Raw genomic sequence first — 17,603 nt, 5'->3', positions numbered from 1 at the left:
AGCGCGGCTGGTCCGATCCGGGAGCGCCGGGTGCGCCGATCCGGGAGCAGCGGCAGGAGAGGTCAAGCCCCTTCTGAGTGCCGGAGGGCCCTGCCTACCGTCGAAAGGCGGGCGACGAGGTCCGCACCGACTGCTCCCGGAAAGGTACGACCGCATGTTCTTCCACCGTCAAGAGCTCCAGTTCAAGTCCTCCCCCTCCAAGCCCGACGCCGTCTTCGCCCGCCGGTTCCAGGAGGTGCTCGGCGGCCAGTACGGCGAGATCACCGTCGCCATGCAGTACGGCTTCCAGGCCTGGAACGCCCACGAGCCCGGCAAGTACCGCGACCTGCTCTACGGCATCGGCGCCGAGGAGTTCGGCCACGCCGAGATGATCGCGATCATGATCGCCCAGCTGCTCGAGAAGGCTCCCGTCGAGCAGTCCGAGGACGCCATCAAGAAGGACCCGGTCCTCGGCGCGGTCATCGGCGGCACCGACATCCAGGCCGCGATCGTCGCCGGCGCGGGCGTCCGCCCCGTGGACAGCAACGGCAACCCCTGGCAGGGCTCGTACATCACGGCGAGCGGCAACCTGCTGGCCGACTTCACCGCCAACTCGAACGCCGAGATGCAGGGCCGCCTGCAGGTCGCGCGGCTGTACCACATGACCGACGACCACGGCGTGCGGGACCTGCTCTCGTTCCTCCTGGCCCGCGACACGATGCACCAGAACCAGTGGATCGCCGCCGCCGCCGAGCTGCGCGCGGAGGGCGCGGAGGACCTGCCGGTGCCCTCGAACTTCCCGCTCTCGAAGGAGGAGCGCTCGGTGTCGTACGAGTACATCAACTTCTCGGACGGCGCCGCGGCCGCCGAGGGCAGCTGGGCCTCCGGCCCCACGCCCGACGGCAAGGGCGAGTTCAGCTACCGCACGGCGAGCCCGGACGACGGCGTGCCGATGCCGCCGCCCACCCAGCCGGACGAGCGCTTCTACGGCACCTCGCCGAAGCCGAACATCGTCGAGAAGGCCGTCGGCGCCGTGAAGGACGCGGTGACCGGCAAGTAGCGATCGAGACCGTGGACGCCGGGAGGCGAAACGATTCGCGTCGTTTCGCCTCCCGGCCCTGGTCCGACGAGTGGGGATGCACCTAGGCTGACTGCGAATCGTTTCGCCTCACGACCCCGAGGAGTGGCATGGACGCCGCCGTCACCGCCGCCGACCCCCGCACCGCCGCTCCGCCGGCGCACCGCACCCTCGCGAGCGGCCGCCGCATCCCCTCGATCGGCGCCGGCACCTTCGGCTCCGACCGCTACGACGCGGAGACGGTCGGCCTCGCCGTCGAGCACTCGCTCCGGGCCGGGTTCCGCCTGCTCGACTGCGCCACGGTGTACGGCAACGAGCCGCGCGTCGGCCGCGCGATCGCCGACTCCGGCGTGCCGCGCGAGGAGCTCTTCGTGATGTCGAAGATCTGGAACGACGCGCACGAGCCCGACGCCGCGGTCGCGTCGGTCGAGCGCTCGCTCGAGGACCTCGGCCTCGACGTGCTCGACGCCGTCTTCGTGCACTGGCCGTTCCCCAACCACCACCCGCCGCACGCCGAGACCGACGCCCGCGACCCGGAGGCGCGCCCCTACGAGCACGCCGCGTTCCTGCGCACCTGGGCGGCGCTCGAGTCGCTCGTCGACCGCGGTCTGGTCCGCCACCTCGGCACCTCGAACGTCACGATCGCGAAGCTCGAGCGGATCCTCGCCGACGTCCGCATCGCGCCCGCGCTCAACGAGATGGAGCTGCACCCCTGCTTCCAGCAGCCGGAGCTCTTCCGCTACTGCCTCGATCACGGCATCCAGCCGATCGGCTACTCGCCGCTGGGCTCGCCGTCCCGCCCCGAGCGCGACCGCGTCGACGGCGACCTCGTCGACATCGAGCACCCCGCCGTGCAGGCCATCGCCCGCGAGCGCGGCGTGCACCCGGTCGTCGTCTGCCTCGCCTGGGCCGTCAACCGCGGCCAGATCCCGATCCCGTTCGCGGTGAAGCCCGAGCAGATCGAGACCAACCTGGCCGCCGCCTCCCTCGCCCTCACCGCCGCCGAGCAGGAGTCGCTGCGCGGCGCCGAGCGCAACAACCGGCTGATCAAGGGCCAGGTCTTCCTCTGGCCGGGCAGCACCGACTGGCTCGACCTCTGGGACGCCGACGGCACGATCCCCGGCTGGGACGGCTACGGCTCGCCCGCGCTCTGAGATGGCGACGTACAAGGACCTGCAGCGGCTGACCGGGCTGTCGCTCTCGACGATCTCGAAGCACTACAACGGCCTGCCGGTGCGCCCCGAGAACGCCGCCGCGATCGAGGCGGCGGCCGAGCGGCTCGACTTCCGCGTCAACGGCTTCGCGCGCGGACTGCGCTCGCGGCGCTCCCGCACGGTGGGCGTGCTGCTGCCGGCCCTCGACAACGAGTTCCACCTGTCGATCATCGCCGGGCTCGAGCGGGCCCTGCGCGGCGACGGCATCGGCGTGCTGATCGGCGTCAGCCTGCCCGAGCCGGGAGCCGCCGTCGGGCTGCTGCTCGAGAAGATGGTGGACGGGATCGTCGCCGTCCCGACCCGGGGCGACGTCGACGCGCTCCGCAGCGCCTCCGAGCAGGGCACCCCCGTCGTGACCGTGGACTGGGTCGACGACGAGCTCGAGACCGACCGCGTGGTGCTCGACAACCGCGCGGCCGGCGCCTCCGCCGCCCGGCACCTCGCCGACCACGGCCACCGCGCGATCGCGGTGCTCGGCGGCGATCCGGACGTGTCGACCACCCGGGAGCGCACCGCGGGCGTCCTCGACGAGCTCGCCTCCCGCGGCCTCGGGCCGGCCGAGGTCGAGCTCGGCCCGCTGAGCGTCGAGAGCGGCATCGCCTCGATGGAGCGGATCCTCGCCCGCCGCGACCGGCCGACCGCCGTCTTCGCGAGCAACCGCGAGCTGACCGTCGGCGCGCTGACCGCGCTCGGCGACTCCGGCCTGCGCCTGCCCGCCGACCTCTCGATCGTCGGCTTCGACACCGTCGAGCTCGCGCGGGTCGTCCGACCGCGGCTGACCATCGTCGAGCAGCCGACCGACGCCATCGCCGCCGAGGCCGCCGCGCTGATCGAGCGCCGGCTCGACGGCAGCCCCGAGCCGTTCGAGACGCGCACCCTTCCCGGCCGGCTGATCGCCGGCGCCTCCGTCGCCCACGTCCACCACTGACATCCACCCCCCTCACCGAGGAGCACCATGCTGACCACGACCCTCCTGCACCCCGAGATCCTGCACGCGCTCGCCCGCGCCGGCCACGGCTCCCGGATCCTGATCGCCGACGGCAACTACCCCGTCGGCACCACGCTCGGGAAGAACTCCGCGCTCGTGCACCTCAACCTGCGCCCGGACACGCTCACCGTCGACGAGATCCTCGAGGCGCTGCTGACCGCGATCGTCGTCGAGGAGGCGACCGTGATGACGCCCGCGCCCGGCCTCGACGTGCCCGCGCAGGACGCCTTCCGCGCCACCCTCGACGGCGTCCCCTTCACCTCCGTCGAGCGCCACGCCTTCTACGCCGAGGCCCGCACCGACGACGTCGCCCTCACCATCGCCAGCGGCGACCGCCGCATCTACGCGAACCTCATCCTGACGATCGGCGTCCGCCCCGGCGACGCCTGACCGCGCCGCCTTCCGCCACCCACCCTCCAGAAGTCGCGGTAGTCGCCACCGACTCCCGCAACTTCTGAGGAGTGGACCCGCCCCGACCACGAGCCCCCCCCTCCCCAGCCTCCAGAAGTTGCGGTAGTCGGGCGCGACTACCGCAACTTCTGAGGATTGAGGCAGGCCGGAAGACGGGCAGTCGCCCGGCCCCCCGAAAGTCGTCGTAGTCGACCTACGGGTACGACAACTTGTGGTCAGCGGACGCTCAGCGACGGACGCGCACCCGCCCACTCTCCAAAAGTTGCGGTAGTCGCCGCCGAGTACCGCAACTTCTGAGAAATGGCAGCATCCCACCCACGAGCGTCCCTCGCCACACTCCAACAGTTGCGGTAGTCGAGCGCGACTACCGCAACTTCTGCGGGTTCGAGCGGGCCGGAGGCCGGGCAGTCGCCCGGCCTCCAGAAGTCGTCGTGGTCGACCTACGGGTACGACAACTTCCAGACAGCGGACGCTCGGCGAGGGACGCGCGCCCGCCGTTTCTTCAGAAGTTGCGGTATTCGTCGCCGACTACCGCAACTTCGGAGGAATGGCGGCGTCCCGACCATGAGCGTCCCTCCCCACCCTCGAAAAGTTGCGGTAGTCGGGCGCGACTACCGCAACTTTTCAGGAGTGAGGGTGGGCGCGGGCGCGCCGCCGCCTGAGACGGCGCGAGGCGTTCTCCGAGCGGGCGTCCGTACTCTGAGCACCGTGGATCTGGACACCCTCCTCAACATCGGCCTCGTCGTGCTGTTCGTGCTCATCGGCGGGGTGTTCGCGGGCACCGAGATGGCGATCGTCAGCCTCCGCGAGAGCCAGGTGCGCGCGATCGAGGCGGGCAGCGAGCGCGGCCGCCGCATCGCGGAGCTGGTGCGGAACCCGAACACCTTCCTCTCGGCGGTGCAGATCGGCGTGACGCTCGCCGGCTTCTTCTCCTCCGCGTACGGCGCCTCGACGATCGCGCCGGACCTCGTGCCGCCGCTCGAGTCGCTCGGTCTGTCGACCGGCGCGGCGTCGACGGTCGCGCTGATCCTGATGACCCTCGTCATCGCCTACCTCTCGCTCGTGCTCGGCGAGCTCGTCCCCAAGCGCCTGGCCATGCAGAAGTCGGTCGCGTTCACCAGGGTGCTCGCCCCGCCGCTGAACACGCTCGCCCGCCTGATGCGCCCGATCATCTGGCTGCTGTCGGTCTCCACCGACGCGGTGGTCCGCCTCCTCGGTGCCGACCCGCGCGAGAAGGGCGAGAGCGTCTCGGCGGACGAGGTGCGCGACATGATCTCCAGCAACACCGAGATCGCCGAGGACAGCCGGCAGCTGCTCGCCGACGTCTTCCGCGCGGACGACCGGCGGGTCGCCGAGGTGATGCGCCCGCGGCCGGACGTCGACTTCCTCCGCGGCGATCTGCCCGTCGCCGAGGGCTACGGGGAGGTGCTCGGCCGGCCGCACTCGCGCTACCCGGTCGTCGGCGAGAACCGCGACGACGTCCTCGGCTTCGTGCACGTGCGCGACCTGATGGCCGCGTTCCCGGAGGCGGGCCGCGACGGCACCGCGAGCAGCGTCGCCGACATCACCCGCCCGATCCTGGCGGTCCCCGGCACGACCAAGGTGCTGGCAGCCCTGCGCACCATGCGGCAGGACGGCCACCAGATCGCGGTCGTCATCGACGAGTACGGCGGGACGGACGGCATCATCACCCTCGAGGACCTGCTCGAGGAGCTCGTCGGCGAGATCTACGACGAGTACGACGGCGCGCGCCAGGACGTCGACGCGAAGGCCGCCGAGCAGCTGCAGGACCTCGACGGCGGCATGATCCTCGAGGACCTGGAGGAGCTGCTCGGCATCGAGCTGCCCGAGGGCCCCTACGAGACGGTCGGCGGCTACGTGCTCGACCGCATCGGCCGGGTCGCGGTCGTGGGAGACACGCTCGTCGTCGGCGACCACGTGCTCCGGGTCGCCGAGACCGACCGCTACCGGATCTCGCGGGTCACCCTGACGCCGCAGCCCGCGTCGGAGCCGGCCGCGCCGGTCGACGCCGACTGACCACGGGTCCGGAAGTCCGGCCCCGATCCGTCGCCGGCCCAACCTGGAACGAGCCCCGCCCCGAAGCGACCTTCGACCTCGTCAGGGCAGCGGCGCCTCGACCCAGCGCGGCGCCGGCAGCCCGGTCGCGCCCGGCCGTGCGAGCCACAGCCCGCCCGCGAGCGGGTACCGCGCCCGCTCGTCCGCCGACAGGTCGCGCGAGGCCGACGAGACGACGGCGACGTCGAGCGCCTCCCCCGCGAAGGCGATGCTGGAGGAGTGCGGCGCGTCGATCGCGATGCCCTCGCCCTCCAGCCGTCGGCCCTCGGAGTCGTAGACACGCACGCCGCTCCCGCCCCAGACCGAGCACCACAGCCGGCCCTCGGAGTCGACGGTCATGCCGTCGAGGAAGACACCCTCCTCCGGCTCGAGGAAGGTCTCGCGCGGGCCGTTCACCCCGTCGAGGTACGGGCGGCGGTAGACGACGCCCGACTCCGTGTCGACCGAGTACATCACCGAGCCGTCGGGCGACCAGCCGAGGCCGTTCGAGAGCCGCAGGTCGTGGTCGAGGACGGTGACCGCTCCGTCGTGCTCGAGGCGCAGCAGCACGTCGTCGCCGACGGACTCCCCCAGCGTCAGCGAGCCGACGACCAGCCGGCCCTGCGGGTCGATGGAGCCGTCGTTGAAGCGGTGCCCCTCTGGCAGCAGCTCGGAGCCGCGGGTCAGTGAGCCGTCGACCTCCAGGATCGCGAGGCGGCGGGTGAGTGCGACGAGCACCCGGCCGTCGCCGAGCGGCAGCGCGCAGCCGACCTGCTCGCCGACGTCCGTGCGGGTGATCGCCCCGAGCCCGTCCGCGGTGAGGGGCGCCGACAGCACCGCGCCCGCCTCGATGTCCACCCAGGTGAGCCGGCCGGTCTCCCCGTCCCAGACGGGCCCCTCGCTCAGGACGTAGGCGGGCGTTCCGGCGGGTGTCGCATCGATCATCCCCCCACGCTACCCACGCCGCCCCCGCGCGCCCACCCCGCCCCTCCCCCTCCGCGAGATGCCACTTGTGCACGCGACACGCCGTGAAAGGCGTGCACAAGTGGCATCTCGCGGAAGCGGGCAGGCGCGCACGTCGCCGGATACACCCGGCAGCGGCGCCGTGGCAAGGGGTGCATAGCCCGGCGATGCACGGGTCTATCGTCGTCTCGCCGCGTCCGGGACCGCGCGCATCAGCAGCGCAGCCGGGGCGACAGGAAGGCGCGAGCCATGTCCACCGACACCGAAGAGCGCGGCCCCGTCCGGAGCCTCGTCCCCGCCCGCATCGACCGGCTGCCGTGGACGCGGTTCCACTGGTCGATCGTCGTCGGCCTCGGCTTCTCCTGGGTGCTGGACGGGCTCGAGATCCAGATCGTCGCGAGCGCCGGCTTCGCGAAGGAGTTCGACCTCTCGGCCGCGCAGGTCGGCGTGCTCGGCACGGTCTACCTGGTCGGCCAGATCGTCGGCGCGCTGATCTTCGGGCGGCTGAGCGACCGGCTCGGGCGGCGGAAGCTCTTCATCCTGACGCTGGTCATCTACCTGGTCGCGAGCGGCCTGGCGGGCCTCGCGCCGAACTACCTCTTCCTCGCCGTCTTCCGCTTCTTCGCGGGGATGGGCATCGGCGGCGAGTACGCGGCGATCAACTCCGCCATCGACGAGCTGATCCCCTCCAAGTACCGCGGCCGGGTCGACATCGCGATCAACGGCACCTACTGGGGCGGCGCGGCGCTCGGCTCCGCGGCGAACCTCTTCTTCCTCAACGACCAGCTCTTCGCCGAGAACGTCGGCTGGCGCCTCGGCTTCTTCCTCGGCCCGATCCTCGGACTCGCGATCATCTACCTCCGTCGGCACATCCCCGAGAGCCCGCGCTGGCTGATGACCCACGGCCGCGAGGAGGAGGCGGAGCGCACCGTCGACGAGATCGAGCGCCGCGTCGAGTCGGAGGGCGGTGTCCTCGAGCCGGTCGACGACTCGCAGGCGATCACGGTGAAGGCGACCGAGAGCATCCCGTTCCGCACCATCGCGCGGGTGCTGATCAAGCAGTACCCGAAGCGGACGCTGGTCGGCGCGACCATGATGATCACCCAGTCGTTCCTCTACAACGCGATCTTCTTCACCTACGCGCTGGTGCTGGAGAACTTCTACGGGGTGGAGCAGAACGCCGTCTCGTACTTCTTCTTCCCGTTCGCGATCGGCAACCTCGTCGGGCCGCTGGTGCTCGGCCACCTCTTCGACGTCTGGGGCCGGCGGAAGATGATCTTCCTGACCTACGGCGTCTCCGGCGCGGTGCTCGCGCTGTCGGCGCTGCTGTTCAGCATGGACGTGCTGACCGCGACGACCCAGACGATCCTCTGGTGCGTGTCGTTCTTCTTCGCCTCCGCCGGCGCCTCGAGCGCCTACCTCACGGTGAGCGAGATCTTCCCCCTGGAGCTGCGCAGCCAGGCCATCTCGTACTTCTTCACGCTCGGCCAGATCGCCGGCGCCGTCGCGCCCACCCTCTACGGCGTGCTGATCGGCGACGGCAGCGACCGCGGACCGCTCACCGTCGGCTACTTCGTCGGCGCGGCCGTGATGATCGTCGGCGGCGTCGTCGCCCTGATCTTCGGCGTCGACGCCGAGCGCCGCAGCCTCGAGAGCATCACCGAGCCCCTCTCCACGGTCCGCGACTGACCCGCCCCTCCCGCGAGATGCCACTTGTGCACGCCTTTCGCGGCGTGTCGCGCGCACAAGTGGCATCTCGCGGCGGGGAGCAGGGGGAGGCGCGTACGCTGAGGGGACACCCCCGGACGCTTCGGCTACCGGGCGCGAGGCCCCTTCTCCGGAAGGGGCCTCAGCTCTTTCCGCCCCATGCAGCGGGGCGGCGGAGGACGCCGCGGTCGTCGTGAAGCACCTCCGGGAACCGGCTCCGCTCGAGCGCACCACGGCAGATCTTGCGGATGTGCGCGGGAGCCACCGCGAGCAGCGAGGCCGAGGGCCTCTCCGTGGGCGAGATCAAGCCGATCTCCCCGCCTGCCTCGTCGCGCACCATTCGGAAGGCCTCAGTGAAGTCCGAGTCGTTCGAGAGCAGGAAGAACGTCTCCGCCTCGCCCCGGAACGCGTCGACGAGCATGTGGGCGGCCAGGTTGACGTCGGACCCCTTCTCCTCTGTCTTGCGCACTCCGACCGTCACGAGCCGGCCGCCGTCGTCGAGCCGCGCAGGATGGACCGGCATGATCCGACGATCGATCCGGAACGTCCCCTCGTGGACGGTGATCCGCGGAGAAGTCCGCAGCGCGCGCACATACGTCTGCTGTCGGACCGGCGCCTGCGGGTCGGTCCCGAGCGTCGCCCGGATCATGGCCGTGAAGTACCGGACCCGGACCACGTCGAAGGTCGGCAGAAGGAGATCGCGCAGGCGTGCGAGGTCGAGCCACTTGAGCGTCGGCTCCGACTGGAGGACTCTCCGGTAGAGGTTGAACCCGTCGACGTAGACGGAGGCCGTCGGTCGCGCTTCGTCCGTCGCGACGCCGGGTGAACGGAGGACGATCATCGCGGGAGGCTACCGACCGATCCACGCTCCCCGTCGACTCCCCGTCGCCGAACGTCGGGTGCGCTCAGGGTCGGCCCCTCCCGCGAGATGCCACTTGTGCACGCTTCTCACGGCGTGTCGCGCGCACAAGTGGCATCTCGCGGCGGGGAGGGGCGGGCGCGGGTCAGCCGACGTGGACGCCCGGGCGGCGCTCGCGGCGGGGCTCGGCGCGGCGGAGGACCTCGCGGGTGACGGGGGCGACCTCGCCGGTGCCGGTGATCAGGAAGCGGAACATGTTGGAGAGCGGGCCGCCCTCGGTCCACTCGAAGTAGACGTCCGGGACGACGCCGGTCAGGGCGCGGATCTCGAGCAGCACGGTGGCGATCGTGTTCGGGATGTTGCCGCTGGTCACCGTGAGCACGCGGAAGCCGTGGCAGACGCGCCCCTGCACCACGAGGTCCTCCTCGAAGTCGGACGAGTCGGTGGTGTGCACCTCGAGGAAGAGGACCGGGCCGCGCATCGGCAGGTTGCTGTCGCGCTGCTCCTCGGCGAGCTTGTCGCGGTACTCGCGCTCGGAGCCGTCGTCGGGCTCGTTCGCGAGGACGCGGATCACGCCGTAGTCGTCGGCGTCGGTGCTGAGGAAGTCGAGCGCCTGCGCGTCGAAGGTCACCGAGGTCGCCCGCAGCTGGAACGAGCGCTGCACCCGCGAGATCAGCGACACCACGAGGATCCCGAGGATGAACAGGCTCGCGATCCGCACGCCGTCCGGCCGCTCGACCACGTTCACGACCGTCGTGTAGACGAAGACGAGCGCGATCACCGCGAAGCCGACAGCCCGCTTGCGCTGCTTCTTGCGCTTGGCCGAGAGGAACACGGCGACGGAGGCGGAGGTGATCAGCACCAACACGCCGGTCGCGTAGGCGCCGCCCTGAGCGTCGACGTCGGCCCGGAAGAGGATCGTGATCAGGAACGCGACGGCCGTGAAGACCAGCACCAGCGGGCGCACCGCCGCGGCCCACTGCGGCGCCATCCCGTAGCGCGGGAGGTAGCGCGGCACGATGTTGAGCAGCCCGGCCATCGCCGAGGCGCCCGCGAACCAGAGGATGCAGATCGTGCTGACGTCGTAGGCGGTGCCGAAGGCGTCGCCGAGGTACTCGTGCGCGAGGTAGGCGAGGGCGCGGCCGTTGGCCTGCCCGCCCGGCTGGAACTCGGCCTGCGGGATCAGCAGCGTCGTCACGAAGCTCGAGGTGATCAGGAACGCCGACATCGTCACGGCGGCGGTGATCAGCAGCCGCTTCGCCCCGCGGATCCGGCCGAGCGGGGCCGCGTCGGTGTCGCTCGCGTCACCGCGGATCTGCGGCATCACCGCCACGCCGGTCTCGAAGCCGGAGAGCCCGAGCGCCAGCTTCGGGAACACGATCAGCGCGATGCCGACCATGATCAGCGGATTCCCGTGCTGCGTCGTCAGGGCCGACCACCAGTTCCCGATCACGACCGGGTTCTCGGCGACGTGCGCGATCGCGACGACGATGACGACCGCGTTCAGCGCGAGGAACACCGCGACCAGCACGACCGCGATCGAGATCGCCTCCTTGAAGCCGCGGAGGAAGACGATCCCGAGCAGCGCGACCAGCCCCAGCGTCAGCGGCACCTCCGCGCCGTGGAACCAGGCCGGCGCGAACGGGTTCTCGACGGCGTGCGCGGTGGCGTCGGCCGCCGACAGGGTGATGGTGATCATGAAGTCCGTCGCCGCGAAGCCGAGCAGCACCAGCACGAAGAGCTTGCCGCCCCACCAGGGCAGCAGCCGCTCGAGCATCGCGATCGAGCCCTCGCCGCGGAAGCTCTCGCGGGCGACCCGGCGGTAGACCGGCAGCGCGCCGAACAGGGTCAGCAGCACCAGGACGATGGTCGCCAGCGGCGAGACCAGGCCGGCCGCGAGCGCCGCGATCGCGGGCTGGTAGCCGAGGGTGGAGAAGTAGTCGACGCCGGTCAGGCACATCACGCGCCACCAGGAGTGCGTCTTCTCGGTGGTGGAGTGCGGCCCGGGGTGCGCGCCGGAGTCGCTCCGCAGCCCCTCGAGCAGCCACGCCTTCACTCCGCCGCGGCGCCCGGAGGAGGACGCAGAGGAGAGGGGCGAGGGTTCGAGGGCGTCGGCGTCACCGCGGACGAGAGAGGAGGTCACTGGACGTGTCTACTCGGCGGAGGCGGCTCCGGAGCCGAGAACGCCCGGATCCATACGGTTCCCTAACGGGCAGTTCGCGGGCGGGTGGCCCGAGGGACGCGGTTCACCGCCGCGACGCGTGCACAGATAAGGCTGGATGGCCGGATCGGCCCGAGAAACGAGCGATCGCGGCCATCCAGCCTCAGTTGTGCACGGGGTGCGAGGACTACTCCTCGACGACGATCGTCGTGATGACCGGGTTGCGGCGGTGACGGCGGGTCAGCCAGCGGCCGAGGGTGCGCGTGATCAGCTTCTCGATCGCGTCGCGGTCGGTCGGCTGGCCGGCGGCCTGCAGCACCGCGTCGTCGATCGCCTTGCTGGCGTTCTCCTTCCAGCTCGGCTCCTCGACGAAGCCGCGAGTGAAGAACTCGACCGGCTCGCCGAGCGTGCCGCGGTCCAGGTCGACGATGGCGAGCACCGTGATGGTGCCCTCCTCGGCGAGGACGCGGCGGTCGATCATCGCGTCCTCGGTCGCGACGCCGATCGTGGTGCCGTCGACGAAGACGAGGTCGGCCGGGATGCGGCCGCTCATCCGCGAGCGCCCCTTGACGAGGTCGATCGAGACGCCGTCCTCGACGACGAAGACGTTCTTCTCGTCGATGCCGGTGCGCGTCGCGATCGCGGCGTTCGCCGTGAGGTGGCGCCACTCGCCGTGCACGGGCAGGACCGCGGTCGGGCGGAGGATGTTGTAGCAGTAGGCGAGCTCGCCGGCGCTGGCGTGGCCCGAGACGTGCACCTTGGCGTTGCCCTTGTGCACGACCGTCGCGCCCCAGCGGGTGAAGGCGTTGATGATCCGGTAGATCGCGTTCTCGTTGCCGGGGATCAGCGAGCTGGCGAGCAGCACCGTGTCGCCGGGGCCGATGTCGATGATGTGGTCCTTGTTGGCCATCCGCGAGAGCGCCGCCATCGGCTCGCCCTGCGAACCGGTGCAGATCATCACGATCTGGGTCGCGGGCAGCTTCTCGAGCACCTTCATGTCGACGACGAGGCCGGCCGGGATCTTGAGGTAGCCGAGCTCGGCGGCGATGCCCATGTTGCGGACCATCGAGCGGCCGACGAAGGCGACCTTGCGGCCGTGCTTCTGCGCGGCGTCGAGAACCTGCTGGATGCGGTGCACGTGGCTGGCGAAGCTCGAGACGACGATGCGGCGTGGGGCGGTGCGGAAGACCTGGTCGATCGCGGGGGCGAGGTCGCCCTCGGAGATCGCGAAGCCGGGGACGTCGGCGTTGGTGGAGTCGACCAGGAAGAGGTCGACGCCCTCGTCGCCGAGGCGCGCGAAGCCGGGGAGGTCGGTGGTGCGCCCGTCGAGCGGGAACTGGTCCATCTTGAAGTCGCCCGTGTGCAGCACGAGGCCGGCCTCGGTGCGGATGGCGACCGCGAGGCCGTCGGGGATGGAGTGGTTGACCGCGAGGAACTCGAGGTCGAAGACGCCGGCGTCGATCCGGTCGCCCTCCTTCACCGGGCGGGTGCGCGGGGTGATGCGGTGCTCGGTGAGCTTCGCGGTGATCAGCGCGAGGGTGAAGGTCGACGCGATGATCGGGATGTCGCCGCGCTCCTTGAGGAGGTACGGCACGCCGCCGATGTGGTCCTCGTGGCCGTGGGTGAGCACGATCGCCTCGATGTCCTTCAGGCGCGAGCGGATCGCGGCGAAGTCGGGGAGGATCACGTCGATGCCGGGCTGGTTCTCCTCGGGGAAGAGCACGCCGCAGTCGACGATGAGCAGCTTGCCCTTGTGCTCGAAGACGGTCATGTTGCGACCGATCTCGCCCAGGCCGCCGAGCGGCGTGATGCGCATGCCGCCCTTCTCCAGCGGCTTGGGGGCGGGGAGTTCGAGGTGGTGGCGCGCGGGCTTGGCGGTTCTGGCGTTTCGCATGGGTGCTTTCCGGTGGGGGACGTGGCGTCGTGCTGGTGCGCGCGGCCCCCGCATCGTGCGGAGCGCCTCGGCGCAGGTGGTCTGTGTGGTCGCAGGCGCCGGGTGGTTCCGGTGCTCTGCACGGCCTCGTCCGCGGCCACCCGGGTCGTGCTCCGCGCCGCATCGTGCGGCACCGGGAGCGGTGCGGGTGGGGCGCGGGTCGCGGTGAGGAGGTGGATCCGGAGTGCTCGGATCGCTGCAGGGACCGCGGCGGCCGCGTCCAGCATGACAGCATCCGCCGGAAGTTGCCCGCACTGCGCCGGATCCGCGCTGAGCCCTGGCACGACGGAGCCCCCTCGCCGTCGCCGGTCGAGGGGGCTCAGCGCCCTCCGCGAGATGCCACTTGTGCACGCGACACGCCGTGGAAAGCGTGCACATGTGGCATCTCGCGGAGGGGGTCAGCGCAGGGAGTCGAGCACGGCCTCCAGCTCGTCGACGGCGAAGTCGATCTCGGCGGCGGTGACGACGAGGGGCGGGGCGAGGCGGATCGTCGAGCCGTGGGTGTCCTTGGCGAGGACGCCGCGAGCCATCAGGGCCTCGCAGACGGCGCGGCCGGAGGCGAGGGCGGGGTCGATGTCGATGCCGGCCCAGAGTCCGGCGCCGCGGACGGCGACGACACCGCGGCCGATCAGGGCGGTGAGGCGGGCGTGCAGCTGGGCGCCGCGCTCGCGGGCCAGTGCCTGGTACTCCCCGGTGGCGAGCAGCTCGACGACCGCGAGGCCGACGGCGGCGGCGAGCGGGTTGCCGCCGAAGGTCGAGCCGTGCTGGCCGGGCTGGAGCACGCCGAGCACGTCGGCGTTCGCGACGACCGCCGACACCGGCACGATGCCGCCGCCGAGCGCCTTGCCCAGCAGATAGACGTCCGGGACCACGTCGACGAGGTCGCAGGCGAAGGTCGCGCCGGTGCGGCCGAGGCCGGACTGGATCTCGTCGGCGATGAAGAGGACGTTGTGCCGCGCGGTGATCTCGCGCACGGCGGGGAGATAGTCGGCCGGCGGGACGACGATGCCCGCCTCGCCCTGGATCGGCTCGATCAGCACGGCGACGGTGTCCTCGTCGATCGCGGCCTCGAGGGCCGCCGCGTCGCCGAACGGCACCGTCCGGAAGCCGGGCGTGAACGGCGCGAAGCCGTCGCGCGCCTCCGCGTCGTCGCTGAACGAGATGATCGTCGTGGTGCGGCCGTGGAAGTTGCCGGCCGCGACGATGATGTTCGCGCGGCCCGGCGCGACGCCCTTCACCCGGTAGCCCCAGGCGCGGGCGACCTTGATGCCGGACTCGACGGCCTCCGCACCCGTGTTCATCGGGAGGACCATGTCCTTGCCGGCGAGCGCGGCGAGCGCCGTCACGAACGGGCCGAGCTTGTCGTTGTGGAAGGCACGGCTGGTGAGGGTGACCCGGGAGAGCTGCGCGCGCGCGGCGTCCAGCAGCACCGGGTGCGAGTGGCCGAAGTTGACGGCGGAGTACGCGGCGAGGCAGTCGAGGTAGCGGCGGCCCTCGACGTCGGTGATCCACGCGCCCTCGCCGGTCGCGGCGACGACGGGCAGCGGGTGGTAGTTGTGCGCGGCGTGCGCCTCCTCCGCGGCGATCAGCTCGGCGGAACGGTCGGTCTCGGTGATGCTCATGTCGTGCCTCCTGAGGACGATCGACTCCTCAGAAGTTGTCGTACTCGAGTGCCGAGTACGACAACTTTTGGAGAGTGGGTGAGGGAGAAGGGGGGGGTCAGCGCCGCAGCTCGAGGGTGCAGCACTTCACGCCGCCGCCGCCGAGCAGCAGCTCGGACAGGTCGACGCCGATGGGGTTGTAGCCGCGCTCGCGCAGCTGGCGCTCGAAGCCGGCCGCGCGTGAGGCGATGACGACATTGAGGCCGTCGGAGAAGGAGTTGAGCCCGAGGACGGACGCGTCCTCCTCCGAGACGAGGATCGCGTCGGGGTAGAGCTCGCGGAGGACGCGGTTGCCCTCCTCGCTGAACGCGCTCGGCAGGTAGGCGATGTTCGTGTCGTCGAGCACGGCGATCGCGGTGTCGAGGTGGTAGAACGACGGGTTCACCAGCTCGAGGGTGACGACCTCGCGGCCGAAGATCCGGGCGACCTCGGCGTGCGAGTCGGAGGCGGAGCGGAAGCCGGTGCCGGCCAGGATCCGCTCGCCGACGAGGAGGAAGTCGCCCTCGCCCTCGTTGACCTCCTCGGGCACGCGCACGTCGAAGCCGGCACCGCGGAACCAGTCCATGTACGCGGGGCCCTCGGGCTGGCGCTCGGGGTACGTGAAGGAGGCACCGTAGGCGATGCCGTCGATCACGAAGCCGCCGTTCGCGGCGTAGACCATGTCGGGCAGGCCGGCCTCGGGCTCGATCAGCTGCACGTCGAAGCCGAGCTCGACGTAGGTGTCGTACAGCGTCTGCCACTGGCGCACGGCGAGCGCGGTGTCGGTGGGGACCTGCGGGTCCATCCACGGGTTGATGCGGTAGACGACGGTGAAGTGCTCGGGGCGGCACATCAGGACGGTCTTGGCGACGGGGGCACGGGTCGGGGCGGTGGCGAGCACGGCGGTATCGGTCATTCGAGTCCTCCTGCGAAAGGATGCGGATGAGCGGACCGGGTCCAGTGGCTCCGTCCCCGCGAGGCGGGTGGAGCACGCTCGCAGCCAGTCTCGCACGCGCGGATCCTGCGATTTCCGCCAGGAGACGCACGGAATCGCTCACTATCGCGGTCTCGCGCGCAGGATCGCGGCACTGCGGCGAGGACGCCTCCGAAGGGATGGACCGTCCGTCCGTGGCGCCGGCCGTGACGCCCGGGGAGGGCGGAAGTCCGGCGACCACTCCCGGGGACGTCGGATCTCCGTGGAAGAGACGCCCGCCCCCTGCTGGTCGAGCATCCGGAAGGGCGTATCGAGACCCACCACCACCGGAGTCGCTGCGCCACCGCCAGGGCGGAGCGTGGATCTCGATACGCCCGCTCCGCGGGCTACTCGATCAGCAAGGAGGATGCTCGCGCCCGGTCATCCGCTCTCCTGCAGGTCGAGCACCCCGCAATGCCACCCCATGCTGGTCGAGTAGCCCGAAGGGCGTATCGAGACCCACCATCACCAGGACCTCCGCCGCCACCGCTCCGCGGCGCCCTGCTCGATCGGCCCGGAGCCCGAGGTTCGCGCTGAGCACCCTCCGGGTGCGGCCGTTAGCATTCGAGCATCGTGTCCGCCGCGGCCCGCCGCGCTCAACGGAAAGCCTCACCGTGACTCCTCGACGCCGCCGTCCGCCCGTGCACGTCCTGCCGACCCGGTGACCTCCGGCACCGCGCCCCGCGCCCTCCTCCTCGGCATCGAGACCGGCGGCACCAAGGTCGTCGCCGCGGTCGCCGCGCGCGAGGACCCCGAGCGGATCCTCGCCACCACGACCCTGCCCACCCGCGGCCCCGCGGAGACCCTCGGCGACCTGGCCGCGTTCGCCCGCGACCACGGCGTCGAGGGGACGGTCGCCGCGATCGGCGTCGCCTCGTTCGGCCCGCTCGACATCGACCCCGCCTCCCCCGGCTACGGCCGGCTCACCTCCACGCCCAAGCTCGGCTGGGAGGGCACCGACGTGCTGTCCCCGCTCGAGGCGGCGGCTCCCGGCGCGCGGACCGCGCTGGTGACCGACGTCAACGGCTCGGCCCTCGGCGAGGCGCGCTGGGGCGCCGGGCAGGGCGAGCCCGACTTCGTCTACCTCACCGTCGGCACCGGGGTCGGCGGCGGCCTCGTCGCGGGCGGCCGTCTCCTCGCCGGCAGCGGCTGGCCCGAGGTGGCGCACGTGCTGCCCCGCCGGCACCCGGAGGACCGCTTCGAGGGCACCTGCCCGTTCCACGGCGACTGCCTCGAGGGGCTCGTCGCCGGACCGGCGATCTCGGCGCGCTGGGGTGTGGACGGCTCGAGCCTCGGCGCGGAGGACGCGGCCGCGAACCTGCGCTTCAGCTCCTACTACCTCGCTCAGCTCGTGACGACGCTCGCCTACGTCGCGGGCGTCCGCCTCGCGATCGTCGGGGGCGGCGTCGCCAAGACGCCCGGCCTGCTCGCCGCCACCGAGGCCGAGGTGGAGCGCCTGATGGGCGCCCCCGGCGCGAACGGCACCGGCGCCGCCCACCTCCGCCTGGTCCCCCCGGCCCTCGGCGACGAGGCCGGCGTCCGCGGCGCCCTCTCCCTCGCGGAGTCCCTGCTCTGACGCGCGCCCCCTGCCCCCCTCCGCGAGATGCCACTTATGAGCGCGACACGCCGACGCGGGCGCTCA

13 protein-coding genes are annotated in these 17,603 nt (G+C 71.6%); 7 read left to right on the top strand and 6 right to left on the bottom strand.

Going from position 1 to position 17,603, the window contains the following annotated elements:
• Positions 1-154 precede the first annotated feature (154 nt).
• From EDF17_RS18500 to EDF17_RS18480, 5 genes are all read left to right on the top strand, one after another.
• On the top strand, positions 155-1,039 hold the full coding sequence (locus EDF17_RS18500; protein ID WP_123448110.1) for a manganese catalase family protein: 885 nt from the start codon (positions 155-157) through the stop codon (positions 1,037-1,039).
• A 128-nt stretch (positions 1,040-1,167) separates the two neighbouring features.
• Positions 1,168-2,211, top strand: coding sequence for an aldo/keto reductase (locus EDF17_RS18495; RefSeq protein WP_123448109.1), 1,044 nt, complete (start codon positions 1,168-1,170; stop codon positions 2,209-2,211).
• Between the two features lies 1 nt (position 2,212).
• Entirely contained in the window at positions 2,213-3,199 is a 987-nt protein-coding gene (locus EDF17_RS18490) for a LacI family DNA-binding transcriptional regulator (protein ID WP_123448108.1), read from the top strand.
• 27 nt (positions 3,200-3,226) lie between these two features.
• Positions 3,227-3,649: an RbsD/FucU family protein gene (locus tag EDF17_RS18485; RefSeq protein ID WP_123448107.1), complete on the top strand. Its 423-nt coding sequence runs from the start codon at positions 3,227-3,229 to the stop codon at positions 3,647-3,649.
• 729 nt (positions 3,650-4,378) lie between these two features.
• Positions 4,379-5,707: a hemolysin family protein gene (locus tag EDF17_RS18480; RefSeq protein WP_123448106.1), complete on the top strand. Its 1,329-nt coding sequence runs from the start codon at positions 4,379-4,381 to the stop codon at positions 5,705-5,707.
• Positions 5,708-5,788: 81 nt separating this feature from the next.
• Here EDF17_RS18480 and EDF17_RS18475 read toward each other — a convergent pair whose 3' ends face one another.
• Positions 5,789-6,670 carry an SMP-30/gluconolactonase/LRE family protein gene (locus EDF17_RS18475; protein ID WP_123448105.1) on the bottom strand — a complete coding sequence of 294 codons (882 nt, stop codon included), beginning with the start codon at positions 6,668-6,670 and terminating at the stop codon, positions 5,789-5,791.
• Positions 6,671-6,937: 267 nt separating this feature from the next.
• Here EDF17_RS18475 and EDF17_RS18470 point away from each other — a divergent pair, with 267 nt between their 5' ends.
• Complete coding sequence (locus EDF17_RS18470) at positions 6,938-8,377, top strand: MFS transporter (protein ID WP_123448104.1); 1,440 nt, start codon at positions 6,938-6,940, stop codon at positions 8,375-8,377.
• Positions 8,378-8,537: 160 nt separating this feature from the next.
• On the opposite strand, the gene EDF17_RS18465 is transcribed toward EDF17_RS18470, so the two are convergent.
• The 5 genes from EDF17_RS18465 to ddaH all read right to left on the bottom strand — a co-directional run bounded on the left by EDF17_RS18465 (position 8,538) and on the right by ddaH (position 15,904).
• Positions 8,538-9,236 carry an NYN domain-containing protein gene (locus EDF17_RS18465; RefSeq protein ID WP_123448103.1) on the bottom strand — a complete coding sequence of 233 codons (699 nt, stop codon included), beginning with the start codon at positions 9,234-9,236 and terminating at the stop codon, positions 8,538-8,540.
• A 163-nt stretch (positions 9,237-9,399) separates the two neighbouring features.
• A complete protein-coding gene (locus EDF17_RS18460) occupies positions 9,400-11,214 on the bottom strand; it encodes an amino acid transporter (protein ID WP_243588078.1) in 1,815 nt (604 codons plus the stop codon).
• Between the two features lie 388 nt (positions 11,215-11,602).
• Positions 11,603-13,231, bottom strand: a complete 1,629-nt coding sequence (locus EDF17_RS18455) for a ribonuclease J (RefSeq protein WP_207901707.1) — start codon at positions 13,229-13,231, stop codon at positions 11,603-11,605.
• 515 nt (positions 13,232-13,746) lie between these two features.
• Positions 13,747-14,970 carry an ornithine--oxo-acid transaminase gene (gene rocD, locus EDF17_RS18450; RefSeq protein ID WP_123448101.1) on the bottom strand — a complete coding sequence of 408 codons (1,224 nt, stop codon included), beginning with the start codon at positions 14,968-14,970 and terminating at the stop codon, positions 13,747-13,749.
• Positions 14,971-15,067: 97 nt separating this feature from the next.
• Positions 15,068-15,904 (bottom strand): dimethylargininase, encoded by an 837-nt coding sequence (gene ddaH, locus EDF17_RS18445; protein WP_123448100.1) that lies wholly within the window; start codon positions 15,902-15,904, stop codon positions 15,068-15,070.
• A 718-nt stretch (positions 15,905-16,622) separates the two neighbouring features.
• Here ddaH and EDF17_RS18440 point away from each other — a divergent pair.
• The gene (locus tag EDF17_RS18440) at positions 16,623-17,537 is read left to right on the top strand and encodes an ROK family protein (protein WP_166649742.1); all 915 of its coding nucleotides are present in this window, start codon (positions 16,623-16,625) and stop codon (positions 17,535-17,537) included.
• The last annotated feature ends 66 nt before the right edge of the window (positions 17,538-17,603 follow it).

It is taken from the genome of Rathayibacter sp. PhB1 (assembly GCF_004362935.1).
Classification (GTDB): domain Bacteria; phylum Actinomycetota; class Actinomycetes; order Actinomycetales; family Microbacteriaceae; genus Rathayibacter; species Rathayibacter festucae.
The sequence above is the reverse complement of the archived record's forward strand: the minus strand, read 5'-3'. Positions and strand labels throughout refer to the sequence as shown.